The 17,334-nt window shown below is 70.5% G+C and carries 17 protein-coding genes; 8 read left to right on the top strand and 9 right to left on the bottom strand.

The annotated features are described in order from the left end of the window. Positions 1-287 precede the first annotated feature (287 nt). Together ssd and OG589_RS38720 are read right to left on the bottom strand one after the other, a co-directional pair. Positions 288-1,328 (bottom strand): septum site-determining protein Ssd, encoded by a 1,041-nt coding sequence (gene ssd, locus OG589_RS38725; protein WP_405143513.1) that lies wholly within the window; start codon positions 1,326-1,328, stop codon positions 288-290. A 981-nt stretch (positions 1,329-2,309) separates the two neighbouring features. Then, positions 2,310-3,140 (bottom strand): oxidoreductase, encoded by an 831-nt coding sequence (locus OG589_RS38720; RefSeq protein ID WP_405143511.1) that lies wholly within the window; start codon positions 3,138-3,140, stop codon positions 2,310-2,312. A 417-nt stretch (positions 3,141-3,557) separates the two neighbouring features. Here OG589_RS38720 and acs point away from each other — a divergent pair, with 417 nt between their 5' ends. From acs to OG589_RS38700, 4 genes are all read left to right on the top strand, one after another. Then, complete coding sequence (gene acs / locus OG589_RS38715) at positions 3,558-5,534, top strand: acetate--CoA ligase (protein WP_405143510.1); 1,977 nt, start codon at positions 3,558-3,560, stop codon at positions 5,532-5,534. Positions 5,535-5,975: 441 nt separating this feature from the next. Next, positions 5,976-6,497, top strand: a complete 522-nt coding sequence (locus OG589_RS38710; protein ID WP_405143509.1) for a phage holin family protein — start codon at positions 5,976-5,978, stop codon at positions 6,495-6,497. 8 nt (positions 6,498-6,505) lie between these two features. After that, on the top strand, positions 6,506-7,432 hold the full coding sequence (locus OG589_RS38705; RefSeq protein WP_405143508.1) for an alpha/beta fold hydrolase: 927 nt from the start codon (positions 6,506-6,508) through the stop codon (positions 7,430-7,432). Positions 7,433-7,461: 29 nt separating this feature from the next. Next, positions 7,462-7,965, top strand: a complete 504-nt coding sequence (locus OG589_RS38700; RefSeq protein ID WP_405143507.1) for a DUF309 domain-containing protein — start codon at positions 7,462-7,464, stop codon at positions 7,963-7,965. On the opposite strand, the gene OG589_RS38695 is transcribed toward OG589_RS38700, so the two are convergent. Further along, entirely contained in the window at positions 7,962-9,152 is a 1,191-nt protein-coding gene (locus OG589_RS38695; RefSeq protein ID WP_405143506.1) for a MarP family serine protease, read from the bottom strand. The two genes, OG589_RS38700 and OG589_RS38695, sit on opposite strands and share 4 nt — an antisense overlap. 346 nt (positions 9,153-9,498) lie before the next feature. Here OG589_RS38695 and OG589_RS38690 point away from each other — a divergent pair, with 346 nt between their 5' ends. Next, positions 9,499-10,119 (top strand): HEAT repeat domain-containing protein, encoded by a 621-nt coding sequence (locus OG589_RS38690; RefSeq protein ID WP_405143505.1) that lies wholly within the window; start codon positions 9,499-9,501, stop codon positions 10,117-10,119. A 7-nt stretch (positions 10,120-10,126) separates the two neighbouring features. Here OG589_RS38690 and OG589_RS38685 read toward each other — a convergent pair whose 3' ends face one another. After that, a complete protein-coding gene (locus OG589_RS38685) occupies positions 10,127-10,777 on the bottom strand; it encodes an NUDIX hydrolase (RefSeq protein ID WP_405143503.1) in 651 nt (216 codons plus the stop codon). A gap of 95 nt (positions 10,778-10,872) precedes the next feature. Then, a complete protein-coding gene (nth, locus tag OG589_RS38680; protein ID WP_405143501.1) occupies positions 10,873-11,529 on the bottom strand; it encodes an endonuclease III in 657 nt (218 codons plus the stop codon). A 192-nt stretch (positions 11,530-11,721) separates the two neighbouring features. Here nth and OG589_RS38675 point away from each other — a divergent pair, with 192 nt between their 5' ends. Beyond that, on the top strand, positions 11,722-12,402 hold the full coding sequence (locus tag OG589_RS38675; protein ID WP_405143500.1) for a Crp/Fnr family transcriptional regulator: 681 nt from the start codon (positions 11,722-11,724) through the stop codon (positions 12,400-12,402). On the opposite strand, the gene OG589_RS38670 is transcribed toward OG589_RS38675, so the two are convergent. The 4 genes from OG589_RS38670 to OG589_RS38655 are packed head-to-tail and all read right to left on the bottom strand — an operon-like array spanning position 12,384 to position 14,704. Beyond that, positions 12,384-13,181, bottom strand: coding sequence for an MBL fold metallo-hydrolase (locus tag OG589_RS38670; RefSeq protein ID WP_405143499.1), 798 nt, complete (start codon positions 13,179-13,181; stop codon positions 12,384-12,386). The genes OG589_RS38675 and OG589_RS38670 overlap by 19 nt on opposite strands. Next, on the bottom strand, positions 13,178-14,038 hold the full coding sequence (locus OG589_RS38665; RefSeq protein ID WP_405143497.1) for an NUDIX hydrolase: 861 nt from the start codon (positions 14,036-14,038) through the stop codon (positions 13,178-13,180). The genes OG589_RS38670 and OG589_RS38665 overlap by 4 nt, the downstream gene beginning before the upstream one ends. A 52-nt stretch (positions 14,039-14,090) precedes the next feature. Further along, entirely contained in the window at positions 14,091-14,552 is a 462-nt protein-coding gene (locus OG589_RS38660; RefSeq protein WP_405143496.1) for a RidA family protein, read from the bottom strand. Next, the gene (locus OG589_RS38655) at positions 14,549-14,704 is read right to left on the bottom strand and encodes a DUF4177 domain-containing protein (RefSeq protein WP_344934403.1); all 156 of its coding nucleotides are present in this window, start codon (positions 14,702-14,704) and stop codon (positions 14,549-14,551) included. The genes OG589_RS38660 and OG589_RS38655 overlap by 4 nt, the downstream gene beginning before the upstream one ends. Positions 14,705-15,143: 439 nt before the next feature. Here OG589_RS38655 and OG589_RS38650 point away from each other — a divergent pair, with 439 nt between their 5' ends. Further along, a complete protein-coding gene (locus OG589_RS38650; RefSeq protein WP_405143495.1) occupies positions 15,144-16,148 on the top strand; it encodes an ArsA-related P-loop ATPase in 1,005 nt (334 codons plus the stop codon). Between the two features lie 65 nt (positions 16,149-16,213). Beyond that, positions 16,214-17,314 carry an ArsA family ATPase gene (locus OG589_RS38645; protein ID WP_405152213.1) on the top strand — a complete coding sequence of 367 codons (1,101 nt, stop codon included), beginning with the start codon at positions 16,214-16,216 and terminating at the stop codon, positions 17,312-17,314. The last annotated feature ends 20 nt before the right edge of the window (positions 17,315-17,334 follow it).

Genomic DNA, 17,334 nt, shown 5'->3' with positions numbered 1-17,334 from the left:
GCGGCGGCCGGACGGGGGCGCGTCTCCGCGACTCACCGGAGCTCCAGCATGCGGAGGAACTCGGCGCGAAAACGGCCAAGAGGGCATCCGGGAAGGGAGTGCAACTCTGCGACCCAGCGGAGCTCCAGCATGCGGAGGAACTCGGCCCGGAGACGACCAAGAGGGCATCCGGTCGCCGGACGGGGACGCGGCTCCGCGACTCACCGGAGCTCCAGCATGCGGAGGAACTCGGCGCGGAGACGACCAAGAGGGCATCCGGTCGCCGGGCGGGGGTGCGGCTCGGGGGGTCATCGGAGTTCCAGGGTGTGGAGGAAATCGGTGCAGAAGCGGCCGAGGGGGGTGCGGTCGCCTAGTGGGGGCGCGTCGCCGCGGTTCAGTGCTTCGGCGAGGCCTCGCTGGTCGGCCAGGACCCCGTTGCAGGGGAGACCGAGGGAAGTGGCGATCACGTCGGGATGCAGCCCGCCATCGCGCACCACCACGCCAAGGGCCGAGGTGTGCCGGCGCAGCTCGATCAGCACCTGGGACGCGGCCAGCACGCCCCTCACGTCGGCGGGCACGAGCAACAAGGTCGAGGACGCCCGTGACAGCGCCTCGGCCGCGGCCGGGCTCACATGGCGAGGGAGGTCGACGACGACCAGATCGCAGCCTCTGTGGGCCGCCTCCAGCACCGCCCGCATCGCCTCGGGGGGAATGGGCGGGGACTCGCCACGGTGCCACGACAGCACAGTGAGCTCTCCGATCGTGGGCAGGGCCTCCTGGAGGGCGGCGAAGCTCACCCGGCCCTCTCTCTCGACGACGTCTGGCCATCGCGCGCCGGTGGCCTGCTCCTGGCCGAGGACGACGTCGATGCCGCCGCCGAGGGGGTCGGCGTCCACGAGCAGTGTGCGCAGCCCCCGGCGGGAGCCCGCGAGGGCGAGGGAGGCGGCGAGCACGCTGGCGCCCGCCCCGCCCCTGCCGCCGATGACAGAGACCGTGTGCCCGGCCCTGACCATGGGCTCGGAGGCTTCGGCGAACTCGTCGACCAGCTGTCTTTCCGCGGCGGGAAGCTCGAGGACGGCCTGCGCGCCGACGGCCACGCACCTGCGCCAGACCGTGGGGTCGTCGGGAGCGCGTGTCACCAGGAGCACCCCTTGCCGTGGTGGCGGGCCGGTCGCCGCCAGCGCATCGGCCGCGTCGGTGCCGACGACGACGAGCGGCGCCCGCTTCCAGTAAGGCCGGGCGTGCGTGGCCGCGTGAGCGACGTCGATCTCCACGCCGGCCGCGGCGGCGACCCGGAGAAGGTCGTCGAGCAGGTCCTGATCTTCGGTGATCACCAAGGGACGGTTCACGTGATGGCCTCCCTGTCGTTGGGAGACCCACCTTGCGCGTCCTCACGCCACGCCCATCGCCCCGAACAGCGTTCTGGGGATAACTCGGAGCCGAGGTGGCCGACTCCAGCCCGCAGCGGAAAGGGTGCCCAGAGAAAAGGGGCGACCCCCGCCGGGGGGGGGAGAGCGGGGGTCGCCAACCGGTCCGGCTCCGGGGGGGTAGAGCCGGTCCCGTTTTAGAAGAAAGCCTTCATCGTTGACCGAGGCCTGGCAAGGAAGCGGCAAAAGCTAACCCAAGCACGATCGCCTCTGTCATGTAGACACCAACGTATGGTGCCCGATGAACTCAAGTTCCGTCGAGGAGCAATCTCTGATTTTCACTAGTTTTTTTTCGCCGTAGCGGAGCGGCTACTGGAAGTATGCGAAAAACGGCCGCCGGAGTCCGATCACCCTCGGTGATCGGGGTGGTTTCACACTCTGATGTCAGGAAGGTCGGCAAGTGCGGCGCAGCAGGGATTCGCGGCCCGCTTGGCACCCCGTCCGCGCCGGGGTCGCGCCCCTCCACGACTCAGTAAAGGTCTTGCTCCGGGGGGTTCCCATCAGGCGGGATCGGACGTAGAAAGGTGGCACGGACCGAGTGTCCGAGTACGGCCGCCGGGCACCCACGCGCGACCAGCCGCGGGAGGCGCGTCGAGACGGGCTTGACCCGCTCCGACGATTTGAGGTGCACGCTTGGTAACCCGGTGTGGCGTACTGGCGACGGCGTCCCAGACCAGGGACGCCGTTCGCTTGTGTAAAGGTTGCTCGCGTTCGCGGCCCAGGAGTGCAAGATTTCATCTCCTGACGGCATTCTGGCGCACCTGGCCGCACTCACCCGCGACGGATCGTCAGAGCTTCCTGTGTCCCCGCATGCGAGCGCCGCGAGACTCCCGCCCGGCCGAGGCCACGACCGAAATCGCCCGAGCGCGGCCCACCAGGCCCCGGAAGGACATGAGCCGTCGCTCAGCCTCGCTGGAGTGCCTCGCAGATGGCGGTGGACTCGCGGGCGCCGAGCTCCACAGCCGTGGCGCAGTGCCGCACCCAGCCCGCGACGCCTTCCGAGGTGCCCTTCAGGTACCCCCTGAGGCTCTCGCCGTACGCCTCTCCCGAATCGGCGTGGCCGACCTCGACCGCCACCAGGGACTTGGGGTCCAGGCCGAACTCGACGAGCGTGAGCCGCTCCGCCGCCCTCGCCACCAGTCCGTCGGCGGTTCCGAACGGGCGCAGCACCACCAGCTCGGCGTGGACGATCGCGGCGAGCACCAGCGCGGGAGCCTTCGAGGGGGTCGTGAGGAGCGTCACGAGGGAGGCCATGCGTGCCGCGGCGGCCTCCGCCCCGGGCGCCGGCCCGAGGCCGAGAGGGTCGGATGTCGCCGGTCCGGTTCGGGGCCGTCCCAGCATGTCTTCGTCCACGACAGGACCGGCCAGCCCCCCGCCACCGGGTTCGGCGACGCGGTGGAGGTCCGCCGCGGCCACGGCGTGCAGGCGCGCGAGCACCTGCCGCGGCGCCGTACGCCAGGTCTTGGAAAGCCTCCCCACCTCGGAAGACGCCCGAAGGGCCCCTTGGGCGACCGGCGACTCCGCCGTCCCCGACCGCAGTGACTCCAGCGGGATGTCGGCGCCCTCCAGCGCCGCGGAGGCCCGCGCGCCGCGCAGGGCGGACTCGGCCGACACCTCGGGCCCGCGTCGGCGCAGCACGCGGTGGCCGTAGAGTCGGTCGACGGCCGTACGCGCGTCCTGTACGGCCTCGGGGACGCCGGGAAGCCGGGCGATGACAGCCAGTGGGTCGCTCACGCCTCCCGACTTTACCCGCGAGTAGGGCGCGGCCATGCAGCGGTGCAGGTCAACACAGGGTCAAGGGAAGTTCAGGGAAGTGTGAGCAAAGTCGCAGGCGGTTCAGAAGTCCGCCATCGGGGAGTCAAGAGACGGGCGGAAGGGTGGCGCCCGGCGAATGCGGGAACCGTTCGGCGCGCGGTTCGGACCGTTCAACGAGGCCCGCTGAAAGCCGCTCTTGCATCTGTCACATTTATTGTTAGATATCATTCCCGCAACGAATCCGCAGCTTTTGTGACTGTCTGTAAAGCCGGTTGTGAACCGCTTCGGGCATGATCACCGACCGGCGCGGCCGGTCGCACCCCTTGTCCCCGCCGCCCCCAGCCTGGTGAAGTGGGACCCAGCCCAATCGAGCCAGGCCATGTGAAGGAGTACGTTGTGGCCCCGGAAACCCCTGGTCGCGAGACCCAGGAGACGCTGTCGAACCTGCTGCACGAGACCCGTCGTTTCGCACCCCCGGCAGAGCTGGCGGCGGCCGCGAACGTCACGGCCGACGCCTACGACGAGGCGGCGACCGATCGTCTCGGCTTCTGGGAGCGCGCGGCCGACCGGCTGAGCTGGGGCCGGCGCTGGGACACCACCCTGGAGTGGAATCCCCCCTTCGCCAAGTGGTTCCTGGGCGGCACGCTGAACGTCGCCTACAACTGCGTCGACCGTCACGTCGAGGCGGGGAACGGCGACAAGGTGGCGTACTACTGGGAAGGCGAGCCCGACGGCGACAACCGCACGCTCACCTACTCTGACCTGCTGCGCGAGGTGAGCAAGGCCGCCAACGCCCTCACCGAGCTGGGCGTGGGCAAGGGCGACCGGGTCGCGATCTACATGCCGATGATCCCCGAGCTGCCGATCGCCATGCTGGCCTGCGCCCGCATCGGCGCGATCCACTCGGTCGTCTTCGGCGGGTTCTCCGCCAGCGCGCTCAGCGGGCGCATCAAGGACGCCGACGCCAAGCTCGTCATCACCGCGGACGGCGGCTACCGCAGGGGCGCGCCGAGCGCGCTCAAGCCGACCGTGGACGAGGCCGTCGCCGAGTGCCCGGGCATCGAGCACGTGCTCGTCGTCCGCAGGACCGGCCAGGAGCTCGCCGCGACCGAGAAGGACATCTGGTGGCACGAGCTGGTCGACCGGCAGAGCGAGCGGCACGAGCCCGTGCAGCACGACGCCGAGGATCCCCTCTACATTCTCTACACCAGCGGCACGACCGGTAACCCGAAGGGCATCCTGCACACCACCGGCGGCTACCTCACGCAGGTCGCCTGGACGCACCACGCGGTGTTCGACCTCAAGCCGGAGTCGGACATCTACTGGTGCACCGCAGACATCGGCTGGGTAACCGGGCACTCCTACATCGTGTACGGCCCCCTCGCCAACGGGGCGACCAGCGTGATCTACGAGGGCACGCCCGACACGCCGCACAGGGGCCGTTTCTGGGAGATCGTCCAGAAGTACGGCGTGACGATCCTGTACACCGCGCCCACCGCGATCCGCACGTTCATGAAGTGGGGCGACGACATCCCCGCGAAGTACGACATGTCCAGCCTGCGCGTCCTCGGATCCGTCGGCGAGCCGATCAACCCCGAGGCGTACGTCTGGTACCGCGAGCACATCGGCGGGAACCGCAGCCCGGTCGTGGACACCTGGTGGCAGACCGAGACGGGCGCCATCATGATCAGCCCGCTGCCGGGCGTGACCTCCGGCAAGCCCGGCGCCGCGATGCGCCCGCTGCCCGGCATCGTGGCCGACGTGGTCGACGACGAGGCCAAGTCCGTGCCCGACGGCGGCGGCGGCTTCCTGGTCGTCCGCGAGCCGTGGCCGTCGATGCTCCGCGGCATCTGGGGCGACGACAAGCGCTACGCCGACACCTACTGGTCGCGCTTCGAAGGGATGTACTTCCCCGGAGACGGCGCCAAGCGCGACGAGGACGGCGACCTGTGGCTGCTCGGCCGGGTCGACGACGTCATGCTCGTGTCAGGTCACAACATCTCGACCACCGAGGTGGAGTCGGCGCTGGTGTCGCACCCGAAGGTCGCCGAGGCCGCGGTCGTGGGCGCCACCGACCCGATCACCGGCCAGGCCATCGTGGCGTTCGTCATCCTGCGCGGCAGCGCCGAGGAGGGCGAGAACATCGCCAAGGAACTGCGCGACCACGTGGCCAAGGCCCTCGGCCCGATCGCCAAGCCGCGCCAGATCCTGGTCGTGCCCGAGCTTCCCAAGACCCGCTCCGGCAAGATCATGCGCCGCCTGCTCCGCGACGTGGCCGAGAACCGCAGCATCGGCGACGTCACCACCCTGGCCGACAGCTCGGTGATGAACCTCATCTCCGAGAAGCTCCCCTCGGCCTCGGCAGAGGACTGATCCACCGGCACACGGGGAAGGCGCGGATCCGGCTGCGGGTCCGCGCCTTCCGCGCGTCCGGGAAGCAACCCTCGACGGCGAAGGACGAAAGCCCTCGCGCGGCCGGGCACGACCGTACGGCGATCACGTTCAGTAGTCTTGGGAGGGGAGTGCCCAGATGTCCGGTTGGTTCGGGAGTCCGACCGATCTGAACGGATCTTTGGTGATCGTGATAGCCGGCCCCGCGATCGGGCAGTTCCCCGGCATATCAGGTGGCGCGTGGTTGTCCGTACGGCACGCTCTGGCCAGACTGTCGGAGGAGTCGGGCCGCGGTGCCGGGGGGAGCGCGCGGCGATCTCGCCTGAGGTGCGCGTCCGAACCCGCGGACCGTGCGGCGAGGCGCGACGATAAGCACCATCGCACAAGATGAATGTGTCCGGAATTTCCGTTAGGAGAGCACACATGGCCGCTCCGCCCGAGGAGGAATCGCTCGGCGCCCTCGTCGCCCAGGCGAGCCACCACATATCCACCCTGGTCCGCTCGGAGATCGAGCTGGCGAAGGCCGAGCTGAAGTTCGACGCGAAACGGGTAGGCACAGCGGCCGGGCTCTTCGGCGTGGCCGCGTTCATGCTCCACCTGTGCCTGATCCTCGCGTCGTTCGCGATCGCGTACGGGCTCGTGCAGCTCGGCATGATGCCATGGCTGGCGTTCACTATCGTGACCGCGTTCTACCTCATCATGGCCCTGCTGCTCGCCTTCGTCGGCTACCGCAGGCTCAAGGGCCTCGCCGGGATGAAGCGCACCACCCGGAGCCTGAAGAACCTCAAGGACGGCGGCAGGCAGGACGAGGTCGGCACGGGCCCCACGCGCGTGCCCGAGCCGTATCGCGGCCCCACGGCGGGGCAGGTCGGCCACCACCGCGTGCCCGTGACCGCCGAGACCGCCGCCGTCCCCGACCCCGGGCATACGAGCCCCCGGCCGTGAGCTACGCCATGAGCGCGCGCCCCGACGAGTCGCTGGCCCGGATACCCGGGCCCTGGACCCATCGTTCCGTCCACGCGGGGAACGGCATGTTCCACATCGCGGAGGCCGGCGAGGGGCCGCTGGTGCTGCTGCTGCACGGCTTCCCGCAGTTCTGGTGGACCTGGCGCCGTCAGCTCGTCTCCCTGCCCGAGGCCGGGTACCGGGCCGTCGCGGTCGACCTGCGCGGGTACGGGGCGAGCGACAAGCCGCCCCGGGGGTACGACCTGCCCGCGCTGGCGGGCAGCGTCTCGGGGCTGATCCGCGCGCTCGGCGAGACGTGCGCGGTCGTGGTCGGCCACGACTGGGGCGGCCTGGTGGCGTGGACGATGGGGGCGACCGACCCCAAGGCCGTGCACCGCCTGGTCACCGTGTCCGCCCCGCATCCCCTGCGGCTGCGCCAGGCCATGCTGACCCAGCCCTTCGGGCAGCTCAGGGCCAGCGGCTACCTCTTCGGCTCCCAGCTTCCCTGGCTTCCCGAGCGGCGGCTGACCAAGGACGACGCCTCGCGTGTCGGGCAGCTGCTGGACACCTGGTCGGGTCCCGAGTGGCCAGAGGAGGAGGTCGCCGGCACGTACCGCGACGTCTTCCGCATCCCCACGGTCGCCCACTGCGCGCTGGAGTACCACCGCTGGTTCGTCCGCTCGCAGGTCAGGCCGGACGGCATGCGATACCGCAGGCTCATGCGCACCGAGATCGAGATGCCGACGCTGCAGATGCACGGCTCGCTCGACCCGTGCACGCTGCCGCGTACGGCCCAGGGGTCCAGCAGGTACGTCGCCGCGCCGTACCGCTGGCGGCTCATCGAGGGCGCCGGGCACTTCCCGCACGAGGAGCGCCCCGAGCAGTTCGACGCGGAGCTGCTGGGCTGGCTCGGCGACCCCGAGCCCGACAGATGACGGCACCGGAACCAAGCGAGGAGGCCACCGTGACCGGGCAGCCGGTGAGGCGAGACAGGGATCCCGCGGGACGGCCGCGCAACGCCCGTCCCCGGGACGCGCTGGGCCGTCCCCTGCCCAAGGGCGTGCCCGGCGTGGAGCGCGTCCCCGACGACTACGCGCCCGGCGCGGACGAGGCCGTTAGGGACGCGGTCGGCTACCTCGCCGAGGGGCGGCCCTTCCACGCCCACGAGGTGCTGGAGGCCCGCTGGAAGACCGGGCCCGCGGAGGAGCGCGAGCTATGGCAGGGCATGGCGCAGGTCTGCGTCGGGCTCACCCACCTCCAGCGGGGCAACGCCCGAGGGGCGGCCACCCTGCTCAACCGCGGCGCCGACAGCATCGCCCGATATGGGCTCCTGGACGAGGGACGGCCGCCTCGGCCCTTCGACCTCGACGACATGGTGCGCACCGCCCGCGAGCTGGCGGAGCGGCCGGCGTCCGATCCCGGCGCCGCGATCGCCCGCGTGGCCGAGATCCTTAAGGGACGCGGCTAGTCGCAGTCCTGGGTGTCGACGCGAGCGAGGGCGCCGCTGCCGTCGTCGGCGTCGGGCCGCACCTCGGCAGCGGTGAGCGCGTACCCGGTGTCCGGCTCGTCGGTCGCCGCGGCGAAGATCACCCCGTACACCTGGCCGGTCGGGGTGAGCAGGGGGCCGCCGGAGTTGCCGGCCTGCACCAGCCCGCGGATCGCGTAGACCTCGCGGGTGACGGTCTTGCGCGAGTAGATGTCCGAGGCCTTGGCGTTCTGCTTGATGCGGATGCGGGCCGGCTTGGTGGTGAAGCCCTTGCCCTTGGGGAAGCCCGCGATGATCGCGTCGTCCTGGCTCTCGGCCGTGTAGTCGAACTTCAGCGGCGTAACGTCCAGGTCGGGGACGTACAGGATGGCGATGTCCCTGTCGGGGTTGTAGAGCACGACCTGGGCGTCATGCCCCACCCGGTTCTCGTCGGTGATCCTGAGCTCCTGGGTGACCCCGGCGACCACGTGCGCGTTGGTCATGATGCGGTGCGGCGCGAAGACGAACCCGGTGCCCTCGATGCGCTTGCGGCAGGCGGGCGCCGTGCCCTGGACCTTGACGATCGCGCGCCGGGCCTTCTGGAGCTGGGGCCCCTTGACCACGCTCGCGTCGGGCGGCGGCACGTCGACGAACTGGCCGCCGCCGATGGCGTTGAACACCTGCGGGAACTCCGAGGTGTCCACGAACTTCTTGAAGGAGAGCCGCCAGTCCTTGGCCCGCTCGGGCATCGCCGTGTCGACGGTCTGCAGCAGGAGCGAGCCGTTGGTCTGCTGGCGAAGCCAGGGAAAGGGGGCCACGGAGAGCAGCGAGCCGATCAGCCACGCGATCACGAGCACGGACAGCGCGCTGGTGAAGGTGCCGCCGACCGCGTCGACCGTGCGCGCGGGCTCCCAGGTGACGTGGCTGCGCACCACCGCGCCGATCGTGGAGGACGCGAACTGGCCGATGACCGCCGCGAGGAACACGATCACGATGGCGAGCAACGCCTGCTCCGGGGAGGCGCTGACGACCGCATGGGCGATCGGCGGCGCGATCAGGACCCCGAGAAAACCTCCCCCGACGAAACCGAGGAAGCTGAAAGCCCCGATGATGAAGCCCTGCCGGTAGCCGGAAACGGCAAAGGCAATCACGAGAACAATCAGGATGAAGTCGAGGAGATCGCCGCTCACGCTTCAACGGTATCCAGCGCGGCCACACGCCGCGCACCCGTTGGCTCGATATCGTTGCCGCATGGTATCGATCGGGGGGTCGAACGACAGGCGTACGGACGGGCACCCCGGCACGGGCACGGGCGCCAGGAGCCGCTCCCACGGGAGCGCGGGCACCGGCGCGCGGCCCGGCCCAGGAAACCCGCACGAGCCTGGCACGGGGAATGCAACCGGCCAAAACTCGGAAAACGCGTACGAATCCGGCCAAGCCAGCGTACGAAACCCTGAATCCGCCGACGTGCGAGAAACGGGGGCCGAAAGTTCGGCGCCGGAGAACATGGAGGAACGACACCAGGGGTGGGAAAACGTGCTCGAACCGACACCAGGCAACGTCAGGGAGCCGAGCTTAGGACGGCCGCACGACCCCGGGAGGGCGCATCCGCGGTGGGAGGGCACGGGCCTTCCCACGAGCCACGGCCTGGCCGCGCGCGGCGTCGGCGAGCTGATCGAGCTCGCGCTGGCCGACGAGGACCCTGACGGCCCGATCAGATGGAAGGCCGTGGGCGCCCTTCACGCGAGAGGCGACCTCGAGACCTTCACCGAGGCCAGGAGGCTCTGCGCGAGCGACTCCCGCGCCGAGCGGGTGCTGGGCGTGGACATCCTCGGCGAGCTGGGCGCGCCGCAGCGTCCCTTCGTCGACAAGACCCTGTCCGTCCTGCGCTACCTGGCCGCCGGGGACGACGACGTACGGGTGCTCCACGCGGTGCTGATCGCGTTCGGGCACCTGCGCGACCCGAGGGCCCTGCCGTCGGTGATCGAGCTGGCCACGCACCACGACCCGACCGTGCGCTACGGGGCGGCGTACGCGCTGTCGCACGTCCTGGGCCGCCCGGCGGACCCTGCCGGGCTCGCTGCGCTGCGGCGGCTGGCCAAAGACCCCGACGACGACGTGGCCGACTGGGCGGCGCTCGGCCTGATACTTCCCTAGGGGAGGGTCAGCGCCGGGCGAGTCTGAGGACCTCGGGCGGCACGTCCTCGACGCGGTCGTCGTCCCAGGGCCGTTCGAACCCTGTGACGGCCAGCACGTCGTCGAGCACGCCGGCCGTGAAGCCCCAGACGAGCATGCCCCGCACCCGGAAGGCCGGCCCGGCGGCGTGGCCGCCGGGGAAGCGCAGCCGCAGACGGTTGCCGGGGTCGGCCAGCTCGGCGACCGGCACGCGCGCCACCGCGTCGACCTCGTCCGGCGACGCGGCATGCACCGCGCACGGCGTGTGCCACCAGCCCAGCACGGGCGTCACCCGGTTGTCGCTGCGCCAGATGTACAGCTCCGGCAGCGTGCCGATCACGTGCACCCCGCCGGGGTCCAGGCCCGTCTCCTCCTCGGCCTCGCGCAGAGCCGCCCCCACGGGGCCGCCGTCGCCGGGATCCACCCCTCCGCCGGGGAACGCGGGCTGGCCCGCGTGGTTACGCCCCTTCGCGCTGCGCTGGATGAGCAGGATGTCCGGCCCGTCGGCCGACTCGCCGAACAGCAGCAGGACCGCCGCGTGGCGCCCGCCGTCGAGCGGGGGTCGCAAGGGGTGGGGGACGGGACGGTCGAGGGCGTTCACCGCGAGGTCGTTCAGCCAGCCGGGCACGGGCGCAGTCATGCGATACCTCCTGCGGGGAGCAACATCAGCGGTATCCGGCTGCTTCCCGAGGAGGCATCGACTTCCCTGGAGCGGGGCGGCTCACATCCGATCGGTCACGAGAACGGGCCGGTGCGGACGAGCTTCGCCGCCTGCGCGGGGTCGGTCGGGCCCTCGCCGTACGAGGGGCAGAGACCGGCCAGCGGGCACACACCACAGGCGGGCCTGCGGGCGTGGCAGACGCGGCGGCCGTGCCAGATCAGGTAGTGGGACATCTGGGTCCACTCGCTCTTCGGGATCAGGTCGCCCACGGCGTGCTCGATCTTGACCGGGTCGGTCTCCGTCGTCCATCCGAAGCGACGGGTGAGCCGCTGGAAGTGCGTGTCCACCGTGATGCCGGGCACGTCGAACGCGTTGCCGAGCACGACGTTGGCGGTCTTCCTGCCGACCCCCGGCAGCGTGACGAGCTCCTTGAGCTTGCCGGGCACCTCGCCGCCGTAACGGTCGCAGAGCGCCTGGGCCATGCCCATGATGCTGTTCGCCTTGGCCCGGAAGAACCCGGTCGAGCGGATGATCTCCTCCAGCTCGTCCCGGTCGGCGCCCGCATAGTCAGCGGCTGTCCGGTATTTGGCAAAAAGTACTGGAGTAACCAGATTGACCCTTTTGTCCGTACACTGCGCTGAGAGGATCGTTGCGACCAGCAGCTCCAGCGGGTTGCCGAAGTCGAGTTCGCAATGGGCATCGGGGTAGGTCTCCGCCAGGATTCGGGTCATTCGCCGAGCTCGGCGCACCAGAGCGAGCCGGGACTCCCCAGCGGAGGTTACTTTGCGGGGCACCCCGACAGCCTACGCGGACGGGCTCCATGAGACCCGCTTGGTGCGGTACGTCACAATGTCTAGCAGTGAGCGCGATCCCAGGTGTGGAGCGCAGTCGTGTTGGCGCGACCACTGGAGCGAGGAGGCACGGTGAATACCGACGATGTGCTGGGCAAGGCCCCTTTGTTCTCCGCGCTCGACCGTGAGAGCGCGGCCGCGCTCCGTACGGGCATCTCGGAGGTGGAGCTCCACAAGGGGCAGACGCTCTTCAGCGAGGGCGAGACGGGCGACAGACTTTACGTCGTGCTGGACGGCAAGATCAAATTAATCCGCACCGCCCCCGACGGCCGCGAGAACCTGCTCAGCGTGCTCGGCCCGAGCGAGATGTTCGGCGAACTGTCCCTGTTCGACCCCCGCCCCCGTACGGCGAGCGCGATCGCCCTGACCGACGTGCTCCTGGCCGGTCTCGGCCACGACGACCTGCGGCCCTGGCTGACCGGACGTCCTGAGGTGGCCCTCCACCTGCTGCGCGCCCTCGCGCAGCGGCTGCGCCGCACCAACGACGTCATGGCGGACCTCGTCTTCACCGACGTGCCCGGCCGGGTCGGCAAGGCGTTGCTCGACCTCGCGGAGCGCTTCGGGCAGCGCACCGAGGAAGGCCTGCGAGTCCATCACGACCTCACCCAGGAGGAGCTGGCACAGTACGTCGGCGCCTCGCGCGAGACCGTCAACAAGGCCCTCGCCGACTTCGCCCAGCGCGGCTGGCTGCGCATCGAGGCCAAGGCCGTCGTCATCATGGACGCCGACCGCCTCTACAACCGTTCGAGGTAGGCGAGCTGCGCCCGTACGGACATCTCGGCGGCGGGCCACAGCTCCTCGGCCAGCCCGGCGTAGACGACCTTGACGATCTCTCGCGGTGTCTTGGCGCCCTCTCGCCGGGCCCGCCGGATCTGGTCAAGGCGCTCGCGCCGGTGGGCGATATAGCCGTCCAGCGCCGCGATCGGGTCCGGCAGCACCGGCCCATGCCCGGGCAGCAGGGCCGTGGCCGCCAAGATCTCGGCGCTCGCCCGCAGGCGGTCGAGGCTGCGCAGGTAGTCCGCCAGGTCGCCGTCGGGCGCGATCACCGTCGTCCCCCGGCCGAGGATCGTGTCCCCGGTCAGCATGGCCCCGTCGCCCGGCAGCCAGAAGCACAGCGAGTCGAACGAATGGCCTGGTGTGCCGACGACCCTGAGCTCGACGCCGCCCGCCGTCACCACGTCCCCGTCCCGCAGGCCTTCGTCCCCGAGGACGTGCCGGGGGTCCAGGGCCCGTACGGGGGCACCGGTCATCTCGGCGAACCGCCTGGCTCCGCCGCTATGGTCTTCGTGCCCGTGCGTGAGGAGGATCGCCTCGACGCGCCGACCGGCGAGGTGGCCCGCCACCCTGAGAAGGTGCTCCTCGTCGTCGGGTCCGGGGTCCACGACGAGGACGGCCCGCGCCTCCGGCTCGCCGATGACCCAGGTGTTCGTGCCGTCCAGGGTCATCGGAGAGGCGTTGGGCGCGAGCAGGTTGGTCGCACGGGCCGTACCGGACCCGTCCGGGCCGCTCAGGGGGATTCGGAGACCACTCATGACATTCTGTAGTCCTCGCCGGGGATGACCAGCCACATCTCGCCGTCCACCTCGGCCGCGCGGGGCTGGAAGGTCACGATCCGCCGCTCGCTCGCCAGCACGGCGGCGACGTCGTCGAACGCCGCCAGCTCCGTCAGGGTGCGGATCGTCGGGGGCATGAGGAAGATCTCGCCGTCGTTCGCGCGACCGAGCGCCCGCGCGGGAGGCAGCCACGCGACCTGGTCGGCCTCGCCGCCCACGTCGCGCGTGCGCTGGCCGGGCGGCATCGCGGCCACGAAGAACCGCGTGTCGAACCGCTTGTGCTCGACCTCGGGCGTGATCCAGTGCGACCAGGGCCTGAGCAGGTCGGCGCGCAGGACCAGGCCCCGCTTGTTCAGGAACTCCCCGAGCGACAGGCGCCGGTCGACCAGCGCCTCGCGGTCGGCCTCCCAGTCGTCCCCCGTGGTGTCGGCGACGACCGTGTCCGCGCTCGGCCCGGCCAGCAGGACGCCGGACTCCTCGAAGGTCTCGCGTACGGCCGCGCAGACCAGGCCGCGGGCGGTGCCGGTGTCGGCCCCGAACAGGCGGCCCCAGGTCTCGGGCGCCGGCCCGGCCCAGGCGACGGTCTGGTCGGCGTCACGAGGGTCGACCGAGCCGCCGGGGAAGACGTAGGCGCCGGCGGCGAACGCCATGCTCGCCTTGCGCCGGATCATGTAGACCTCAAGCTCGCCTTCGGCCTCCCCGGGCCCGCCGAGGCCGTGGACGCGGCGCAGGAGCGCCACGGTCGCGGCGTCTCTGGCGGGCACGGGGGTGATGTCGCCCGCGAGGATCGCGCGGGCGCGCTCACCGAACTCGCCGGGCAGCGGGATGCCGTTCATGCCACCTCCGTGATCCAACCGAATCAAGCTCGGCCGGACCATGGTGTCACGGTCAGCGCACTTCGGCGATGAGCTCGACCTCGACGCATGCGCCCAGAGGCAGGGCGGCGACCCCGACGGCGCTGCGGGCATGGCGGCCCGCGTCCCCGAGCACCTCGCCGAGCAACTCGCTGGCCCCGTTCACGACGTGCGGCTGCCCGGTGAACTCGGGGGCGCTGGCGACGAAACCGACCACCTTGACGACGCGCACGATCTGCGACAGGTCACCGGCGACCGAGGCCACCGCCGCCAGGGCGTTCAGCGCGCAGATGCGGGCCTGCTCCTTGGCCTGGTCGGGGTCCACCTCGGCGCCCACCTTGCCGGTGAGGCCGAGCTTGCCGTCGACCATGGGAAGCTGCCCGGAGGTGTAGACGTAGTTACCGGTGCGCACGGCCGGCACGTAGGCGGCCAGGGGCTTCACGACCTCCGGAAGGGTCAGCCCCAGCTCCGCCAGGCGCTCCTCGGGGGTGCTCATGCCTTTTCCCGCTTCATGTAGGCGACCAGCTGCTCGGGGTTCGGACCAGGGATGACCGTGACGAGCTCCCAGCCGTCCTGACCCCAGTTGTCCAAGATCTGCTTGGTGGCATGGGTCAGCAGAGGGACCGTCGAATATTCGTAGCGCTTCATGGTGGCACTGTAGACGGGAGAGAGGTGGTCAGGTGGCGGTGCTACCCCTGTTCCCTCCAACCTCATCGGTCACGGCGTCCGTTCCCCGTGGGTGTGCGCCGCCATTGTGACGATCCGCATATTGACCTTTTGCCGGCGATCGACAATTGGAAGAAAGCGGGTCAAGACCCGGAACGTCAACGATCGGCGGAGCCCCTGGAACAATGTTCCGATCATGCTTCCCATCCCCGTGGCGGCGGCATGAGCGGAGCCGATCCACGATCATCCCGGGCCCCCTCCGCGGTGCGGCCCCCATTGTCGGGCCCTCCCTTTACGCGGACGGTCAGGGAGCCAGGGAAAACGAGTTTCCCCGGCACTCCGGGTGTGAGGTGCGTCGCAGCCCGCTTCAGAAAGCCGGGCACGGCGAATCGCGAAGTAACCGTTGGGTAGCCTTCGGAACGTGAGCGCTCGCGACACCGATTGGGACGGCGTACGGCTACATGTCGTAACCGGCAAGGGTGGCACCGGAAAGACGACGGTGGCAGCCGCGCTGGCCCTTGCCCTCGCGGCGGGCGGCCGCAGGGTGCTGCTCGTCGAGGTGGAAGGCCGCCAGGGCATCGCCCAGGTCTTCGACACCCCGCCCCTGCCGTACGAGGAGCGGAAGATCGCCGTGGCACCGGGCGGCGGCGACGTGTACGCGCTCGCCATTGACCCAGAAGAGGCGATGCTCGAGTACGTCGAGATGTTCTACGGGATGAAGCGGGCCGGCAAGGCGCTGAACAAGATCGGCCTCGTCGACTTCGCGACCACCATCGCCCCCGGCCTGCGGGACGTGCTCGTCACCGGCAAGACCAGTGAGGCCGTACGACGCCGCGACAAGTCCGGAAGGCGGGCGTATGACGCCGTCGTCATGGACGCGCCGCCTACCGGCCGTATCACCAGGTTCCTCAACGTGACGCAGGAAGTGGCCGGTCTGGCCCGCATCGGCCCGGTGAAGAACCACGCCGACCTGGTGCGCGGCGTGGTCGCCTCGCCCGAGACCGCTGTGCACTTCGTCACGCTGCTGGAGGAGATGCCGGTGCAGGAGACCCTGGACGGCATCGACAACCTCCGTGCCGCCAAACTGCCCGTGGGCGGCATCTTCATCAACATGGTCAGGCCCGAGCTACTGCCCGAGGCGACCCTGGACGCCGCGTTGAAGGACAGGTTCGATCCCGGTGAGCTGGCGCTCGGCCTCAAGGCCGCAGGGCTCGCCGACGGCGCGTCCGACGCGTCCGCGATCGCCGAGGCGCTCGCGGAGGAGATCGCCGAGCACGCCCACCGCAACCACCTGGAGCGTCGCGAGAGGCAGTCGCTCTCGGAGGCGAAGGCGCCGCACTACGAGCTGCCGTTGCTCGCCGACGGCGCCGACCTGGCCGGTCTGTACGAGCTGGCGGAAGCGATCCGTTCCCAGGGAGCAGCGTGAAGTCTCAGACGGGGAACACCCCAGCCTCCAAGCCGGGCCACCACGGGATCTCTCCCGTCCTCGACATGGACGCCGTGCTCGACGACCAGAACACGCGCATCGTGGTGTGCTGCGGCTCGGGCGGCGTGGGCAAGACCACGACCGCGGCGGCGCTCGGCCTCCGGGCGGCCGAACGCGGCCGGCGCGTGGTGGTGCTGACGGTCGACCCCGCGCGGCGCCTGGCCCAGTCGATGGGGCTCACCGAGCTCGACAACACCCCGCGCGTGGTCGCCGGGGTCGGCGGCACCGGCGAGCTGCACGCGATGATGCTCGACATGAAGCGTACGTTCGACGAGATCATCGAGGCGCACGCCGATCCGGAACGCGCCCGGCAGATCTTGACCAACCCGTTCTACGAGTCGCTGTCGTCGAGCTTCTCTGGGACGCAGGAGTACATGGCCATGGAGAAGCTCGGCCAGCTCCGCCGCTCCGACGAATGGGATCTCATCATCGTCGACACGCCGCCGTCACGGTCGGCGCTGGACTTCCTCGACGCGCCGGAGCGGCTCGGCCGCTTTCTCGACGGACGGCTCATCAGGATCTTGATGGCCCCCGCCAAGGTCGGAGGCCGGAGCGCGTTCAAGCTGCTCAACGCCGGTTTCGGCCTCGTCGCGGGCGCGCTGACGAAGATCTTGGGCGCGCAGTTCCTCAAGGACATCCAGACGTTCGTCGCGGCCCTTGACGCCGTCTTCGGCGGGTTCAGGCAGCGCGCCGACCAGACGTACAGGCTGCTCCAGGCTCCCGGCACCGCGTTCCTCGTCGTGGCCGCGCCGGAACGGGACGCGATGCGGGAGGCCTCGTACTTCGTGGAGCGACTGGCCGAGGAGAGCATGCCCCTGGCCGGTCTGGTGGTCAACCGGGTCCATCGGTCCCCGGCGCCGGCCCTCTCGGCCGCCCGTAGCGCGGCGGCCGCAGAGAACCTCGAAACGCGTGGTGAACACGAACTGACGTCCGCCGTGCTGCGGCTGCACGCCGGACGTATGCAGCTCGCCGCGCGCGAGCATCGAGAGCAGGAGCACTTCGCCTCGGCCCACCCCACAGTGCCGATCTCTCAAGTGCTCGCGATGCCTGAGGACGTGCACGATCTCGAGGGCTTGCGCAAGATCGGTGAACTCCTGGCGTCATGAAGTGGCCACCGCCACCGCCG

The sequence above is a fragment of the Sphaerisporangium sp. NBC_01403 genome (assembly GCF_045040145.1).
Taxonomy (GTDB): domain Bacteria; phylum Actinomycetota; class Actinomycetes; order Streptosporangiales; family Streptosporangiaceae; genus Sphaerisporangium; species Sphaerisporangium viridialbum.
The sequence above is the reverse complement of the archived record's forward strand: the minus strand, read 5'-3'. Positions and strand labels throughout refer to the sequence as shown.